Origin of the sequence: Tolypothrix sp. PCC 7601, from assembly GCF_025677855.1 — a bacterium.
GTDB classification, from domain to species: domain Bacteria; phylum Cyanobacteriota; class Cyanobacteriia; order Cyanobacteriales; family Nostocaceae; genus Aulosira; species Aulosira diplosiphon.
The window spans coordinates 1-14,711 of the sequence record NZ_CP064885.1 but is presented as its reverse complement, the minus strand read 5'-3'; the positions used below and the strand labels follow the sequence as shown (position 1 = coordinate 14,711).

General features: G+C 40.8%; 19 protein-coding genes. 16 read left to right on the top strand and 3 right to left on the bottom strand.

All coding sequences use genetic code 11. The features are described 5' to 3' along the window. Window positions 1-327: 327 nt before the first annotated feature. The 3 genes from HG267_RS40110 to HG267_RS40100 are packed head-to-tail and all read right to left on the bottom strand — an operon-like array spanning window position 328 to window position 1,863. Window positions 328-564 (bottom strand): hypothetical protein, encoded by a 237-nt coding sequence (locus HG267_RS40110; protein ID WP_045873504.1) that lies wholly within the window; start codon window positions 562-564, stop codon window positions 328-330. Next, window positions 557-778, bottom strand: a complete 222-nt coding sequence (locus HG267_RS40105) for a hypothetical protein (RefSeq protein ID WP_045873505.1) — start codon at window positions 776-778, stop codon at window positions 557-559. The genes HG267_RS40110 and HG267_RS40105 overlap by 8 nt, the downstream gene beginning before the upstream one ends. Then, entirely contained in the window at window positions 775-1,863 is a 1,089-nt protein-coding gene (locus tag HG267_RS40100; protein WP_155539561.1) for a hypothetical protein, read from the bottom strand. Before HG267_RS40100 ends, HG267_RS40105 begins: the two co-directional genes overlap by 4 nt. A gap of 571 nt (window positions 1,864-2,434) precedes the next feature. Here HG267_RS40100 and HG267_RS40095 point away from each other — a divergent pair. The 16 genes from HG267_RS40095 to HG267_RS40020 all read left to right on the top strand — a co-directional run bounded on the left by HG267_RS40095 (window position 2,435) and on the right by HG267_RS40020 (window position 13,729). After that, on the top strand, window positions 2,435-2,593 hold the full coding sequence (locus tag HG267_RS40095) for a ribbon-helix-helix domain-containing protein (protein ID WP_071989472.1): 159 nt from the start codon (window positions 2,435-2,437) through the stop codon (window positions 2,591-2,593). Next, window positions 2,593-2,793: a hypothetical protein gene (locus tag HG267_RS40090; protein WP_045873508.1), complete on the top strand. Its 201-nt coding sequence runs from the start codon at window positions 2,593-2,595 to the stop codon at window positions 2,791-2,793. Before HG267_RS40095 ends, HG267_RS40090 begins: the two co-directional genes overlap by 1 nt. Continuing rightward, window positions 2,790-3,041, top strand: a complete 252-nt coding sequence (locus HG267_RS40085) for a hypothetical protein (protein ID WP_045873509.1) — start codon at window positions 2,790-2,792, stop codon at window positions 3,039-3,041. Before HG267_RS40090 ends, HG267_RS40085 begins: the two co-directional genes overlap by 4 nt. Before the next feature lie 162 nt (window positions 3,042-3,203). Continuing rightward, entirely contained in the window at window positions 3,204-3,344 is a 141-nt protein-coding gene (locus HG267_RS40080) for a hypothetical protein (protein WP_155539563.1), read from the top strand. A gap of 155 nt (window positions 3,345-3,499) precedes the next feature. Beyond that, window positions 3,500-5,089, top strand: coding sequence for a bifunctional DNA primase/polymerase (locus HG267_RS40075; RefSeq protein WP_052335368.1), 1,590 nt, complete (start codon window positions 3,500-3,502; stop codon window positions 5,087-5,089). Next, a complete protein-coding gene (locus HG267_RS40070) occupies window positions 4,996-5,967 on the top strand; it encodes a DUF3987 domain-containing protein (protein ID WP_168161033.1) in 972 nt (323 codons plus the stop codon). Before HG267_RS40075 ends, HG267_RS40070 begins: the two co-directional genes overlap by 94 nt. A 156-nt stretch (window positions 5,968-6,123) precedes the next feature. Beyond that, window positions 6,124-6,561 (top strand): hypothetical protein, encoded by a 438-nt coding sequence (locus tag HG267_RS40065; RefSeq protein ID WP_045873511.1) that lies wholly within the window; start codon window positions 6,124-6,126, stop codon window positions 6,559-6,561. Between the two features lie 90 nt (window positions 6,562-6,651). Continuing rightward, window positions 6,652-7,224 carry a PsbP-related protein gene (locus HG267_RS40060; RefSeq protein ID WP_309227768.1) on the top strand — a complete coding sequence of 191 codons (573 nt, stop codon included), beginning with the start codon at window positions 6,652-6,654 and terminating at the stop codon, window positions 7,222-7,224. Between the two features lie 103 nt (window positions 7,225-7,327). After that, entirely contained in the window at window positions 7,328-7,486 is a 159-nt protein-coding gene (locus HG267_RS40055) for a hypothetical protein (protein ID WP_155539565.1), read from the top strand. Between the two features lie 86 nt (window positions 7,487-7,572). Further along, a complete protein-coding gene (locus tag HG267_RS40050) occupies window positions 7,573-7,932 on the top strand; it encodes a nucleotidyltransferase domain-containing protein (RefSeq protein WP_045873513.1) in 360 nt (119 codons plus the stop codon). Further along, window positions 7,892-8,083 (top strand): HEPN domain-containing protein, encoded by a 192-nt coding sequence (locus HG267_RS40045; protein ID WP_228045744.1) that lies wholly within the window; start codon window positions 7,892-7,894, stop codon window positions 8,081-8,083. The genes HG267_RS40050 and HG267_RS40045 overlap by 41 nt, the downstream gene beginning before the upstream one ends. A 1,026-nt stretch (window positions 8,084-9,109) precedes the next feature. After that, window positions 9,110-10,660, top strand: a complete 1,551-nt coding sequence (locus HG267_RS40040) for a heteromeric transposase endonuclease subunit TnsA (protein ID WP_263420180.1) — start codon at window positions 9,110-9,112, stop codon at window positions 10,658-10,660. Continuing rightward, complete coding sequence (locus HG267_RS40035) at window positions 10,557-11,843, top strand: transposase family protein (RefSeq protein ID WP_263420179.1); 1,287 nt, start codon at window positions 10,557-10,559, stop codon at window positions 11,841-11,843. Before HG267_RS40040 ends, HG267_RS40035 begins: the two co-directional genes overlap by 104 nt. Before the next feature lie 2 nt (window positions 11,844-11,845). Beyond that, window positions 11,846-12,358, top strand: coding sequence for a hypothetical protein (locus HG267_RS40030; RefSeq protein ID WP_263420178.1), 513 nt, complete (start codon window positions 11,846-11,848; stop codon window positions 12,356-12,358). A gap of 13 nt (window positions 12,359-12,371) precedes the next feature. Continuing rightward, the gene (locus tag HG267_RS40025) at window positions 12,372-13,016 is read left to right on the top strand and encodes a hypothetical protein (RefSeq protein WP_263420177.1); all 645 of its coding nucleotides are present in this window, start codon (window positions 12,372-12,374) and stop codon (window positions 13,014-13,016) included. A gap of 5 nt (window positions 13,017-13,021) precedes the next feature. Next, entirely contained in the window at window positions 13,022-13,729 is a 708-nt protein-coding gene (locus tag HG267_RS40020) for a TniQ family protein (RefSeq protein ID WP_263420176.1), read from the top strand. Window positions 13,730-14,711: the final 982 nt, after the last annotated feature.

Here is a 14,711-nt window from a genome sequence, read left to right as displayed (position 1 = left end):
GATACCTGCGATGCTCTATAGCCAGGTACTAGGTAACACTTGCGAATCTTTGCTTTGTTCAGAATCAAATCAGCCGTCCGTCGTTGCCCTGGCAGTGGGACAAACTTGAATCTAGGGTGGTCTATGCGCGCATAGGGGTCTGAGTATAAATACTTGTACAAAACACCGTCTATTTGATAGACCGCGCCGCCCTGTAGTTCTGTTGGGCAAAGCACTGGCTCTAACTGCTGCATCGTTCAATCTCCTAGTTGCTGTAACGTGACGCTTGACCGTCATAGGCAGGGGAGCAGGGAAGAAATATTCAGAAATTCTTCTACCAAGAGGATTTCAAGCCCCCACTTTCGGTATGGGCTTCTCTCCCTTACCCTCTGCCAAGGGTGTTCTTCTTTGACACTCTGGCGAGTGTTCCTGTAAAAGTTCGCTCACTGCTTGGATGGCATCACCTAACGTCAAATCTGGGTGGTAATCGAGTTGTGCAAATGATTCTGAATCCCGAATCTCTCTGAGCCAGCGCGAGCAAGCTTCTAGCCGGCGCAATTGATTTTGACTAAGCGCTTTAATCATTGCTCAATGCCTCCAAGTTGTTGAGATTGATGTAAGCGGCCATCACGCCACGTTGACTTGGGTGATTGACTAATTTCTGTCGTTGCTCTCTTACATAAGCGCGGATAATTTCACCCAGCCATTTACTTGGCGGTGTACCGTCACGCTCTGCAAGCGCCCGCACAATGGGAACAAGGTCATTTGGTACGTGGTAACAAAGTCGTTCAGTTTTCATTGGTGATCCTCTAGTCCAGTTAGTGAGATAGTCCCAGGCGTGGGTAATACAATCAGGCGCTCACTGGTCATTTGTTGTTGGATGAAGTCAGCAACAGGCGCAACCTCAAAGCCCCCACCACAGCAGAAAACATAATGTCCACCTAACAAAACATCATCCACAGCTTGCAGAATTGTTTGGGCGCTGACGTGTTTGTCTCTCCAGTCCATTAAGGCTTTGTAGAGGCAATCACCAATATCACGGCGCGATATGGCAGCAAAGGTGCTGTATCGCTTTTGACCATCTTCTGTTGTCAGTACTTCAGCCCTTTGTAAAGCTGTGCGGATGTAATCAAGAGATGCGACGCTTTCGCCGTCATCCCCGTACATTGCAGCCATGCCAAAAAATCTCACGATGGAACTGACTCCACCCCCACTACCAATAAAGGGTGTTCCGGCAATGGGCTTTTTACCAAGGCATTCATAAGGGGTAAGTGTGATCGTCCCATTGCCAATGTCTAGGGTGTAGAATCGCTCGGCTTTGGGATTTTTCTCTTTGATGATTTTGTGGGCAGACAGAGCAGCACCAAACCCTTCTGGATAACTGATAAAACTACGCCATTCAATCTCGTAGATCATGCCATTGACTGAGAATTGAGAAGCTTTTTGGAGATTGGAGTACAAGGACTCGCCTCTAGCTATTGACAAACACTGAATATCTGCCACTAGCTTACGTTTTTTGCCCTTTCCAATAACGCTATCAAGGATGTAGGGATGGCTGGTGATTGCACCCAGCACCATGTGCGGAAAGAATTTAATCTTGCCATTCTCAGTACGAGAAATGATGGTGCGAGTTTTGGCGTTTGGGGCATCATGTCCAACTATATAATTTTGGTCGTTCCATTCAAATGCACCCATCAATCCCCAACTGGAAGCCTCAGCCACAGTGCAGACAATGGAGTCCACACAACTGGTATAGCCAAGTGCGTGGCATTTAATCCGCCCGTTGCCTGCATCAACAATCATTTTAAGAATGTTTCTTGTTGCTCTCGACTTTCTGGGATTTGTGACTTTGCTGTCGCTATTGGGCGTTATTACTTCGCTCAAAATACCTCCTTTTCTACAACGTGATTTGTCGAGATGAACAATCATCGATTGAGGCTATACATGGTATATTTAGCTACTTTTATTTACTTTGTTCCTGTTCCAGATAACAGGGATAAATACCCGTTCCAGACTGTAAAAAAGTCGTGGAACACTGATGGAACCGTTGGAGCAGAGGAACAGGAACAAGCTTGTCACACTTAGAGAAAACAGCCTCTCACAGTCGCGGAACAGTTCAGGACAGGCAAACTGTCAACTTTTCCATCTCGACAAATCACGCGGCTATAATTCTTGATTTTTCAGAGTTTAGACACACAAGATTGCTGCGAATCGCAGATACGCAACCGCTTAATGCAGATATGTGGAAGTGAAATGGACATTCGTACAGGTGTACAGAACAGCGCCTACAACAACCTTTTTGGATGACCGCCGAGGCATTTTGCGTTGATTGACGTTGTTTCTTTACACTTGCTAATATAGCAACAAGTGGGCACAAATAGCAACCCTCTTCCCAAATGCTTTGATGGGGGTGATAATTGACAACAATTACACCTATTTATGTCTACTTGCAGAAATGCCTAGTAAAAAGCCGCGTGTCGTCATTTACCTTGACCCAGAAATGAATGAGTTTCTGAGGCAATGGGCAGAGGATGAACGCCGCACCTTGAACAATTTAATAACAGTACTTCTAGAGAAAGCGGTAACAGATAAAAAGGAGAGTAAAGACAAGTAATGACCGAAGATAACGAACCTGAGAGGCGCTCAGGGGAGGATTGGGACTGGCAAACAGAAACTAGGGAGTGGTCAGCCGCAGCGTCAGAACTTGCTTGCTTTTCTCTCGCTAGGGCGAAGGACAAGGACTTAATCGAAATCATCGACACCAAGCGTGGTTTACTTAGATACGTTTGTATATTTAGGGACAAAAACCAATGACGGAAGCCCAATTAACAGCTACTCAGATACCTATAAATGACATATTAGGGATGCTTACAGCTATTGGTAACAAAGACTACGCTCACTTTCTTGAGCTAGAGCAAGCCTTTGTTTCTCAACATGGGGAAGAAGTTTGGGAGCAAGTTTTTAACTTCCGCGTCCTACCCGCGCTGGACAAGCCTGCTAGTCAATGGTTGTTGGCGCAGTGGATGAGTCACGGTATCAACAGCATCAAAACAGTGGCTTAAGTGAACGTAACGTTTTTTGCAAAGTCTGGAGGTGAGATGTATCAATTGTGTGACAATCTTGGGATGAAAAGCGCCCGCTAGCTAACAGAAAGTTCTGTTAACTGGGATGCATCAGCGTCAAACGCTGTATAAAACGCACATATTTTACCTATGTAAAAACTAATGTCCTATGTCAAAGACACCAAAGAAACAAACCAATGTTCTTGGACAAATGAATATCAACAGTGGCGCGATCCAGGGCGCTGCCAGAGCTATGACGTAAATACTGAAAATGCAAAAAGCGCCCTCAGCCTCGAAAACTAGTGCGCTTCTTGCATTTATAGACGGACAACTCCATAAGTTTTGATCGACTTACTCAGTTGTTGTTCCGCTTTCGCTATAAAAATCTTATCGCAAGCAAAGGCAGTTCAACAAGAGGAGTTGTCCAAAAGTAAACACAACTTTTGGAGACTTGAAAAATGTATGCAACCAATCGTCTGACTGTAACCGCCAAAGACTTAATTTCCGGCTTACAACGAATTCCTCATAATTGGGCATTAACCCCAGTAAATGGCAAAAAGCGGCCCTACCGTGAGGCTTGGCAGAGTGAAGCACCCTTGTCTAGGGATGCAATCTGCCGCGAATTACGAGGCAAAGCCAGAGGCTACGGCATCCGCACAGGTGAAATCTCAGGCGGAATTTTAGCCATTGATGCCGACGGACACGCCGCCGAAGCCCTATTACAAAAGCTGGCCGATAACGACTTACCCGACACAGTAATTTTTAGTTCTGGCAAAGCAGGCCGCAGACAGTTACTTTACTTGGTCAGCGAGGAATACTGGCCAGTCTTGGATAATGTCATCCTCAAAACTGGCATCAAAGGTGATAACGGTAAAGAACAGTTACTAGAATTTCGCTGGAATGGGCGGCAATCTGTACTACCGCCATCAGTACATCCAGATACAGGTAGTTATCATTGGGTGCGATCGCCCCAGGATATTGAAGTTGCCAAATGCCCCAACTGGGTAATTGAGTTGATGTTGAAACATCATCAGCCCCCAAAAGCGCCCGCACCCACGCCTAAACCTCAAAAACCAACAGTCATTGGTCACCCGCCCTTAGAAATTTTCTTGGGCAAGGATGACCGCGCCTTGATTGAGCATGGCACAGGCGACGGTGGACGCAACACAGCAGCCCAGAAACTGAGCCTGAACCTGATTGCGACATCTCGCCGCCTCCATGAATTAGGAATTGACCATCTGGATAACCCAAGAGTTTTGTACGATTGGTTCTGCGATCGCTGTACACCGCCACTCAGTACACAGGAGCGCGAAGGTTGGTGGAAAAAAGCCGACGCGATCGCCAAGCGCCCCAGCCTCGATGACGAAAAACTCCAAGGATGTTACTCCGCTTGGCTTAAAAAGCAGAAAAATGATACCAGTACAAAATCAGAACTAAGTACAAAATCTATTGTCTACGTAGACAATGGCTCATTGTCTACGCCATTGTCTACACCTAAAAACGATGATGAGAGAATCATCCAGGCTATTGTCGGCAATGTCTACACCATTATCGAGTCTCATTACTCTGAATTTGTAGAACGTCAAAAACTTAACAATCTCTATCATCAGTATGAAGATTTAGTTGACCGGAAATTATTTGAAAGCATTGTTTCCAGCCAACGAGTCAAAGTGAATGAAGTACTACCAGAAGACGAGTTACGGCTGAAATCCTTAATGGATTACAGCAAAACCAGGATTAATTGGGATGAAGTATTACCCGCCCCCCTAGCCCGCGACATCAAGCATGATGCCGAAAAACTCAATATTGACCCTGTAATGATTTGGCAGGCTTTGTTGCCCGCCGTATCCTCATTAGCGGGGACATTCACCCTGGATGAGTATGGTGGTATCCCAGCGATTAACTGGACTATGCTGACGACGGTAATGGGATGCAAGCCCGCTTTTTGTTTGCAATGCCCGAACAGCGTAAGAAAAAGTATGTTCCTGGGGGTTACTGCCGACTCAAAGACCGCCTCCCAGTACTTTATGAGTGGCTCGACAATTTAACCACCCAGACAGTCAAAATAGCCCCAGATGCTCAGAATTACTTTGCCAGAATTGTTGACAGTATCGGCGACCAAATCGAGCAGATTTCTCATGCTGGTATCCGCACCTGGATGAACAAGCTTGATACTCACATCCTACGGATAGCGTTGGCTTTGCACCTGATTGAGTGTTTTTACACCCCATCTACCACTGACATTAAAACACTGTCTCTAGCCACCTTAAAACGGGCTGTCACCTTTGCCCAATACTACCGCAGCACCTTTCATATCTTGCAGGAAAAAATTAGCACCAGCGATGACATTGCCTCAATCATGTTGCAAATTCACGCTGCGGCATTGAACAAGCATCCTGATGGTATCAGCGCCCGTGATGTTTATAAAGATTCTCGCCCCATCCAAAACCGCGCTAAGGGGGCTGGTAGAGAAGCGGGGGCTTACGTTGCTGACTTGTTTGAAAAAATGGCGCAAATGGGTTACGGAGAAGTTGTACGTAAAGGACGGTCTGTCAGGTTTGTTGCATTCCAAAAACCAAACTTTGAAAAAGGCATATTAGATGCAGACAATGTAGACAATAGCCTCCAATGCCAGCAAGAACCTTATGATAGCGAGGAAAAAGATTGTCTACATGACCGTAGACAATCGGGTATTGTCTACGTAGACAATCAAAATAATACTGAGCTACGGACAGATATAGAGTGTCAAGAGTCACAAGCAAAGCCAACAGAGGATCTAATTGGTAAAACCGTGACGATTACTGCTGGAGGACGCTTTGATGGGCTGTCAGGTGAGGTGATTGCTTTTGATGGCGAACAATGCAGGCTGATTGCAGATGGTAGGGAATTGTGGTTTGCACCTGAATATCTGATCTTCAAGAGTTGAGTCCAGTATTCGACTAAAGCATGACCAAAAGTCGAGGCGTTGCGATCGCAAGATTAAAATGGTGATAAATCTCAATTTTTTCCCTACAATTACGGAAATTAGCACATCAACCATGTGTTAATAGAAAAATAGCATACACATAGGATACAGTAGCAAATGGAACCTCTAACTACTGCTGCGATCGCAATTGGAACCGTAATTGCCACCAAAGCCTTAGAAAAAACGGGCGAAAATGTTGGACAAGCTTTATGGGATAAGACAGGTGAGTTTCTCGTCACCCTTAAAAAACACTCTCCCCAGACTGTAGTTGCTATTGAGAAAGCGCCAGAACAAACACTTGATTATGGCAAGGCTGTACTAGAGGTAGAATCTGCGGCTAAGGTTAATTCGGAATTGGCTCAAGCTGCACAAGAATTAGCAACAGCAGCTAAAGCTGAACCCAATCCTAATTTTATTCAGTTGATACAGCAACTAGCCGATAACCTCAAGTCTCAGCCACAACAGCCAAGTGTGATCAACTATCAGAAGTTGGCAGATGAGATGAAGAATGTTTTCCAAGGCACTGTATTTAATGCCCCAGTTACGTTTAACTGACTACCGTCGTCTCCAGGGGCGGGGACAAAGTTAAGCCCACAACCAAATAATCTTCCAGATAGCGGTTCTGTTAAATCTCGACCGTGGAAAATTTTCCTAACTGTAGGTGTAGTAGTAATTGCTCCTATAGTTTTAGGGATTTTATCTCAAATTAATCCAAAACCTATTCTTTCAGGTTCTAAAGAGCTTAATGGCATCGCAATTAAATATCCAGGCGATTGGAAAGAAATGGAACCAAACGGTGATTTTGTGGAAGCAGGGGGTGATTTTGGCGGTCAAGTAAGTAAATTTACACCAGAAAATTACAAGCAGGTTGATTCTTGTATTTTAGAAATAACGACTAATATTAATAACTTATCTCCACAATTGCTATCTGTAGAAGAATCTAAACATTTTGCAATTAGCAAGATTAAAAATATTAATCCAAACTCACAAATTACTGATGAGACTAAATCATCCACAACGCTATCAAACTTTAACGCTTATAGATTAACTTATACTCGGCAGGAAGGACAATGTAAACTCCAGGTTATGGAAATGGGCACTGTGAGGAACGGCAAGATTTACTTTATTACGTATACAGCAGAGTCGGCAAAATATTCTCAGTATTTACCTACTGCTGAAGCGATGATTCAATCATTTAAAATTACAGGAAATAATTAATAACCCGTTTTTATCTGATAAAGCAGGCAAGTATTATAGTTTTGAGTAAATTGTAGTGGTAATATTACACATATAACCAACTCAATAATTATGGACATTGATTATGACACAACAGATTATTGAAGGAACTTGGGAAGAAATTCTACAACACGCATCTGAATTGGCTGGACAAAGGGTAAGGCTGACAATTTTGACTAATGAAACTGTTAGTCAGCCAGTAGAAGAAAATTTAGGTAAGCTATTGCAAGGAAGAGTGGGATAAGTCCATTTTTAGCCATCCAACTTATCTGACTCTACAGGAGAGGCTGTTGCTGACTTACTAAAAAATGAAATTACTTGAGTAGTAATATGACACCGATAAACAAATCAATCATTGCAGAAGTTACGCGCCGATTAGTAGCATTACTAAATCCTGAAGAAATTATCCTATTTGGTTCCTATGCTTGGGGAACTCCACATCAATATAGTGATTTAGATTTATGTGTTATTTTACCGGATGATATACCAAACTTTGACCGAATTGAGTGGGGAGTGCGGGCAATCAATGCTCTTGATGATTTAATGATTGATGTTGATATTCTTATAAAAACCAAAACTGATATAGAAACTTTTAAAACAGTTCCCGCATCCCTGACCAGAAAAATAATAGAACAAGGTAAATTACTTTATGGACAACGCAAAACGTATTCTGGTACAGTTTTGGTTTAAAAAAGCCCAACGTGATTTAAATGCAGCACAAAAACTAGCTGAAGAATTGCCAGATATAGCTATTTATCATTGTCAACAAGGAGCAGAAAAAGCACTTAAAGGCTTTCTCGTATTTCATGATACCGAATCAGGAGATACTCATAAATATTAATACACTGGTAAGATTAGCTTCTAAATTTAAGCCGGAATTTGCGTCTCTCTTAAAAGATGCAGGATATCTCAGTCAATATAATCAGTATGCTTTGAATCATAATGTGAGAAAAATTTTGATCCATAAATTAGAAAAGAGTTAACGAAAATTCAGGCTTTTGCGCTAATCACAAATTAAAACTTTGAATCAAATTATGAGTGAGAGTTGAAATTCTGAATCATAACTAGAGAATGAGTTGAAAAAACACAATTGGACAAAACTTGCACAAAAAATCTCTGAAAAAATTGCTCTACTTTAAACTTTCAATTCAAAATATGCTTCAAATGCCCATGTTATGGTTCAAAACCTTTGTTTTAGTAGATATCTGAGTAAAAATCAAATATTTCATTGTCCAAGCGATCGCCCAACAACAGAGCGATCGCCTACTCAAATCGTAGCTAAATAATAATGATAATCAAGCCGAAGAATTGATACAAACGTTGCTTGCGTCAGCCTTTTTATGCCTTACGCGATAATCATTATTAGTAAAAAAACTCGAATACTAAAAGTGAACTAAAAACTGGATACTCATTTTTGAAGCATATCATGAGTTAAAATCTCATTTTTTGTTTCAAATCACAATCAGACATATCGCTATCCAATGGAAGCGACGGAAGATTTTATCCCAACTCCTGGAGAATTGTCGGTGGAAGGATAATATTGCCAAAAATGTCACCATAATATTGCCACGACAAAGCTCAAAACATTTATTCTGTCGTTAATCACTGATGCCAAAAATTTGGCAATTGGAATGATAATACTGCCGAAAACTAAAAATGGAACAATAAGCGTGCCAAAATTGTTAAATTAGATGACTCGTTCAAAACGCTTTTGTAGCTAGAGGTACAATTAATAACACATCAGATCCCGTGCAATGGCTTGAGTCATCATCGGCTACTGTTTCTCGCAATTAATTAGTGTTTGCTACTTCTGACGTGCCATTGTTATAGACTGCATGTCTAACTCAAGTTTCAGGGAGTAAGAAAAATGCTCACCGATTACGAGTTTAAAAAATGGTGTAGCGACCAAAAATTATCAAAATTATCAATCTTAACTCTTACGGATATTCGGTCTAGTGAGCCAGCGCGACGAGTTGGGGGTGGAAGAAAGAATGTTTCAGGTTTTTATCCCAGCAAAAAGAATCAAAAAAGCATTCAATTTGAGTCTCATAAAGTCGAGCTTCCCTTTATTTATGAACTAGAGCATGATGAGTCGGTTCTGGAATATTACGACCAACCTCCGGCATTTAAAATAAATTACCAGTCCAAGTCGGGAAGAAATCTTGGATTTTTCTATACCCCGGACTTTTTCGTTATCAGAGCTTCGAGCGCTGGGTGGGTAGAGTGTAAAACAGAAAAAGAATTACAAAAGTTGCTTGTCAAACAGCCTCATCGTTACAGCTTTAATAGTGATGGTTGTTGGTTATCACCACCTGCTTTATCGTATGCCGCACAATTTGGATTTGATTTTCAAATTTTTTCAGATGCTAAAATTAATTGGATTTTATACCGCAATCTAACATTTTTAGAAGATTATTATCGTGCTATTGATGAATCCAAAAATCTGAGGGATAGGTCAGACGAGTTAATTGAAAATATTGTTCGTTCCCAACCAGGGATAACGCTGAATCAATTGCTTGACAATAAGTTAGGAATTAGCGCCGACTCGATTTATTTTTTAATTGCTAGCGAGCAGATTTATATAGATTTAGGGGCGTGCTTACTAGTTGAGCCAGAACAATGCCAAGTTTTTTGTGACCGAGAGTATGCTTCTTCCCATAAATCGATATTTTTGTCATTGCGAAGTGCAGATACAATAACTCTTCCAGTCATAAATTTAGTTCCCAAAGAACAAATAAACTGGAATGGTCAAATCTATACATTGATAAAAGTTGGTCATACACAAATTACTCTGCGCTCTGAATTAGGAGAGTTGATTGACTTACCAGTTACCGAACTAGAGAGTAAAATTCGGCTGGGTCAAATAACAGTTAATAAACAGATGTATGCTGGCAGTAACCCCGACGAATTAAATTCAATATTAAGGGGTGCAAGCCAAAAAGATTTAGAAGATGCTAACCGACGTTACAGAAGTATTGAACCAATATTGTTAGGTCAAAAAATAGAAAATCCAACAGTCCCAGAACGCACTTTAAGGGATTGGCTAGCCAAATATAAACAGGCTCAACAACAGTACGGCTACGGCTATATTGGGCTTTTAAATCACTCCCATAAAAAAGGGAACCGCAACCGGAAGTTACCCGAACAAATCTTAGAATTAATCAATGAATTTATTACGCAAAGCTACGAAACCCACAAACAAAAACGCAAGTACGAGGTATATGGAGCTTTTTGTAATGCTTGCGTCAATGCAGACATTCCAGACGACCAAATTCCTAGCTATAAAACATTTATTAGCGAGATAAAAAAGCGTAGTGGTTGGCAGCAAACTTGTAGCAGAGAAGGACATAGAAGCAGCTTACCCACAACAATCGTTTTACTGGGAATTAGAGCTAACAACACCAAAACACGGAGATAGGTCTTTAGAGGTTTGTCATATTGACCACACAAAATTGGACATAGAGCTACGATGTTCACATACAAACCAAGTACTTGGCAGACCTTGGGCTACATTTCTGGTAGACGCTTACAGCAGAAGAATATTAGCAGTTTATTTAACTTTTGACCCTCCGAGTTACCGCAGTTGCATGATGGTACTGCGGATTTGTGTAATGCGCTACTCACGTTTGCCCCAAATCATAGTCACAGACAACGGTAAAGAATTCCACAGTACCTACTTCGAGAGCTTGTTAGCTCTGTTTGAATGCACGCTCAAACACCGTCCCCCTGCTGCATCCCGATTTAGTGGCGTTTGCGAGCGTTTATTTGGAACAGCTAACACTCAATTTGTTTATAACTTAGCTGGTAACACGCAGATTACCAAAAAAGTCAGGTTGATGACCAAAACAGTCAACCCTAAAAATCTAGCAATTTGGACTCTTGGGTTATTGTATCTGTATCTTTGCGAATGGGCTTACTCAGAATATGACACAACAGAACATCCAGCTTTAGGGATGTCTCCTTCTGACGCATTTAATCAAGGTATGGCAAAGTATGGATTAAGAACTCACCGACTCATACCCTGGGACGAAAACTTGAGAATTTTAACTTTACCAACAACACAATCACAGAAAGTAAAAGTTCACCCAGTCCAAGGGATACAAATTCGAGGAATTCATTACTGGAATTCGGCTTTCCGCGACCCTAGTATTCACAAAACGTATGTGGCAATAAGATACGACCCATTTGATATTGGGATTGCTTATGCCTATGTTCGTGGTCAGTGGATTGAATGTATTAGCGAATATTATGCAGCTTTTAAAGGGCGTTCAGAAAAAGAGATTTGGCTGGCAACAACTGAGTTGCAAAAACGTAAAACCAATCATCATCAAGAATTTAAAGTTCGAGCCAAAAAATTAGCAGAATTTCTTTCATCAGCAGAAGCAGAAGAGGTTTTACTTGCACAACGTCTCCGAGATAATCAAGGAAAAGAAGTATTTAAACTCATTGAGTGTGAAAGAAATAAAATTCAATTTCATGAATCATTAAATTTGATAGAAACAGTAGCTTTTGAGTCAAGTGAAAATCACAATTCAGAATCAGTTCAAGTAGAAAGCGTTACTCAAATACCTACTAAACTCCAAATTTTTGATTCTTATTAATCATGTCTAATCAAAAGCATTTTCCCACAGCATTACTGACACAATCAACGACGGAAAAGCTATTGTACTTCGACAATTATACAATGGCACACCCTCGGCTAGAAGAAGCCTTCAATTTTCTCAAACTGGCGGTTAGTAATTCTTCGGAATCACGAATTATCTTTATTTATGGTCCAACAGGGGTTGGCAAAACTACCCTACGTTTACTAATTGAAAAGTGGTTAGTTGAGTCGAATTTACCGCAACTCGAAATTGACCCAGGTTGCTTACCATTCGCATCAGTTGAGGCAGTGGTTCAAAAATCAGGGGTATTTAACTCGAAAGACCATATTAAGCGCTGCTTATTTGCCCTTAATGAACCATTAATTGAACATAAGATAGACTACGGCACACGAGGTATTTATCGGAACAATTCGGGGCAAATTGTGATTGAGTCAAAAGTTATTGAAACAGATTTAGGATGGGCGTTAGAGCAAGCTCTTAAACATCGCAAACCCAAAATATTTTTTTATTGATGAAGCTCATCATATGCTAATGGTAGCCTCTGGACGCAAGCTAACAGATTTACCTGAAGCTATAAAGTCATTAGCTAACAGAACTGGAGTTGTACATGGTCTAGTAGGCACATACGAATTATTGACCCTACATGATGTTGGCGACCAGTTAAGCCGACGTAGTGTTTACTTACATTTTCCCCGTTACCATGCTGATATAGAACAAGACAGAGAAGTATTCCAAAGTGTGGTTTGGGGTTTTCAACTAAGGATGCCATTACAGCAAGAGCCTGATTTAGTATCACATTGGGATTACTGTTATGAGCGAAGTTTGGGTTGTGTAGGCATTCTTAAAAACTGGTTTCAGAACGCATTGTTCGATGCAATTAATGAAGGATCTGACTCTGTTGAGCTTAAACATCTAGAACGTCGCGCCTTATCGGTTGCCCAATGTCGAAACATCCTCAAAAAAATTAAAGAAGGAGAGAATAATCAGGCACAAATTGAGGGAGAAGTTCAGCAACTGCGTGCGGAATTGGGCTTACCAATAAAATCTGCGCTAATTGATAACGACATTAAACAAGTTGAGATTCAACCACAACAGAGTAACTCAACTTTGAGAAAAGTGCAGTCTAAAGTCGGACAACCATTACCTAAGCGTCGTCAAGTAGGAACTTGAGTGATATGTCCACATTAACCCTAAAACTTTACCCATCGTGGGATACGCAAAAATCTCCGATTCCACCAAGAAGCCGTTTGTATAATCTAGAGCCAATTGGTATAGGGACTCCTTATGTAGAAAGTTTAACAAGCTATGTCATTAGACTAGCTGAACAACATTGCATCACTACTAGAAGGCTACTGATAAAGGAAATTGCCCCATTTATGGGTAGAGAACCGAAATTATCAAACTTAAGAAATGAAAGAAATGAAAGTATCGGCAAAATACTTGGAGTTAATAGAGATAGAACAGCAACTAATGGAACGGGCTTAATGGCAACTAATTTAGTACGTGCAATGTCCATCCTGACGAAACGAACAGACTTATATTTTCTTACCCTTAGACCTTGGGAAAAGGTGCTTTCTAAAAGGGATTTACTTCGCCATGAGCGTGTTTGGTGTCCTTCTTGTTACCAAGAATGGCGTGATACTAACAAAAGTATTTATGAGCCACTTCTTTGGTGTATTAATGTAGTTCAGATTTGTCCAATCCACCACCATCCTTTTTTATCAGTGTGTCCCCATTGTTTGAATCAACAACTTGTACTTTCTGGTGATTCTCAGACCGGACACTGTAATAAATGCGGTAAATGGCTGGGGAGTTACCGATACAAAAGTGGTGGAGTCAACCAAATGAAAAAGCGGATGAAATTGCTTGGCAACTTTATGTGAATCACGAATTGGGAGAATTAATCGCATCTGCACCCACTATCATATCTCCGATTGATTCAAATCGGATTAGTCAGACAATTTCTAATTTTATTAATCAAGCATTTCAATCAAATCAAGCTGCTTTATCTCGCGCTATTTCAGTAAATCAAGCAACAATTGGTTCATGGTGTAAAGGAAAAGTAATACCTCAAATAGATAAACTTTTGCTACTAAGTCATCAGATGAGAATCAAATTGCTTGATTTTTTTAACAACAGATATTTTATTTTTTGATAATATTGCTTGTGGCTCATCAACAAATCAAGCCGAACAACCAAGAAAGTCCTATAAAAGAATCAATTCCGAGAGAAAGCAAGTTTTAAATATAGTTCTTCAAGAAGTAATTAATGAGTACCCACCACCTTCTTTAGAAGATGTCGCGTTTCGTCTAAAACATTATCCGCTTTGTTTACAGAATCATTTTCCCGAATTATGTCAAATAATAAAAGTTAGACACGCTGATTATAAAAGCGTGAGTAGACAGCAAAAAAATTCAACCTATTCTCGAATTAGCACTTCAAGAATTTCCACCTCCTTCATTCCTAGAAATTTCTCGACGACTAGGTTACAAAAATAACAGCTATTTATACAGATATTTTCCTGAACTTTCTCGTTCTATCTCCAAGCGTTACCAAGAATACAATAATGCAATTGGTAAGAAAAAAAGAGAACTTGTATGCCAAGAAATACAAAATGTTGCTCAATTGCTTCATTCACAAGGACAAAAACCTACACAACGTCGGGTTACTCAACTTCTTACCAAGCCGGGAGTGATGCGTAACCTTTGGGTGAGGTCTTACTTACGTGAAATTCGGCAGTCTCTTGGCTATGATTAACACATTTGGCAACTGAGTACAACCTATGCTTAGGATTAGAAGTATAATTTTGCCGAAGTTAATTGGAAGCATAAGCAAGCCATTCCGGCAATATTATCCTTCCACCGA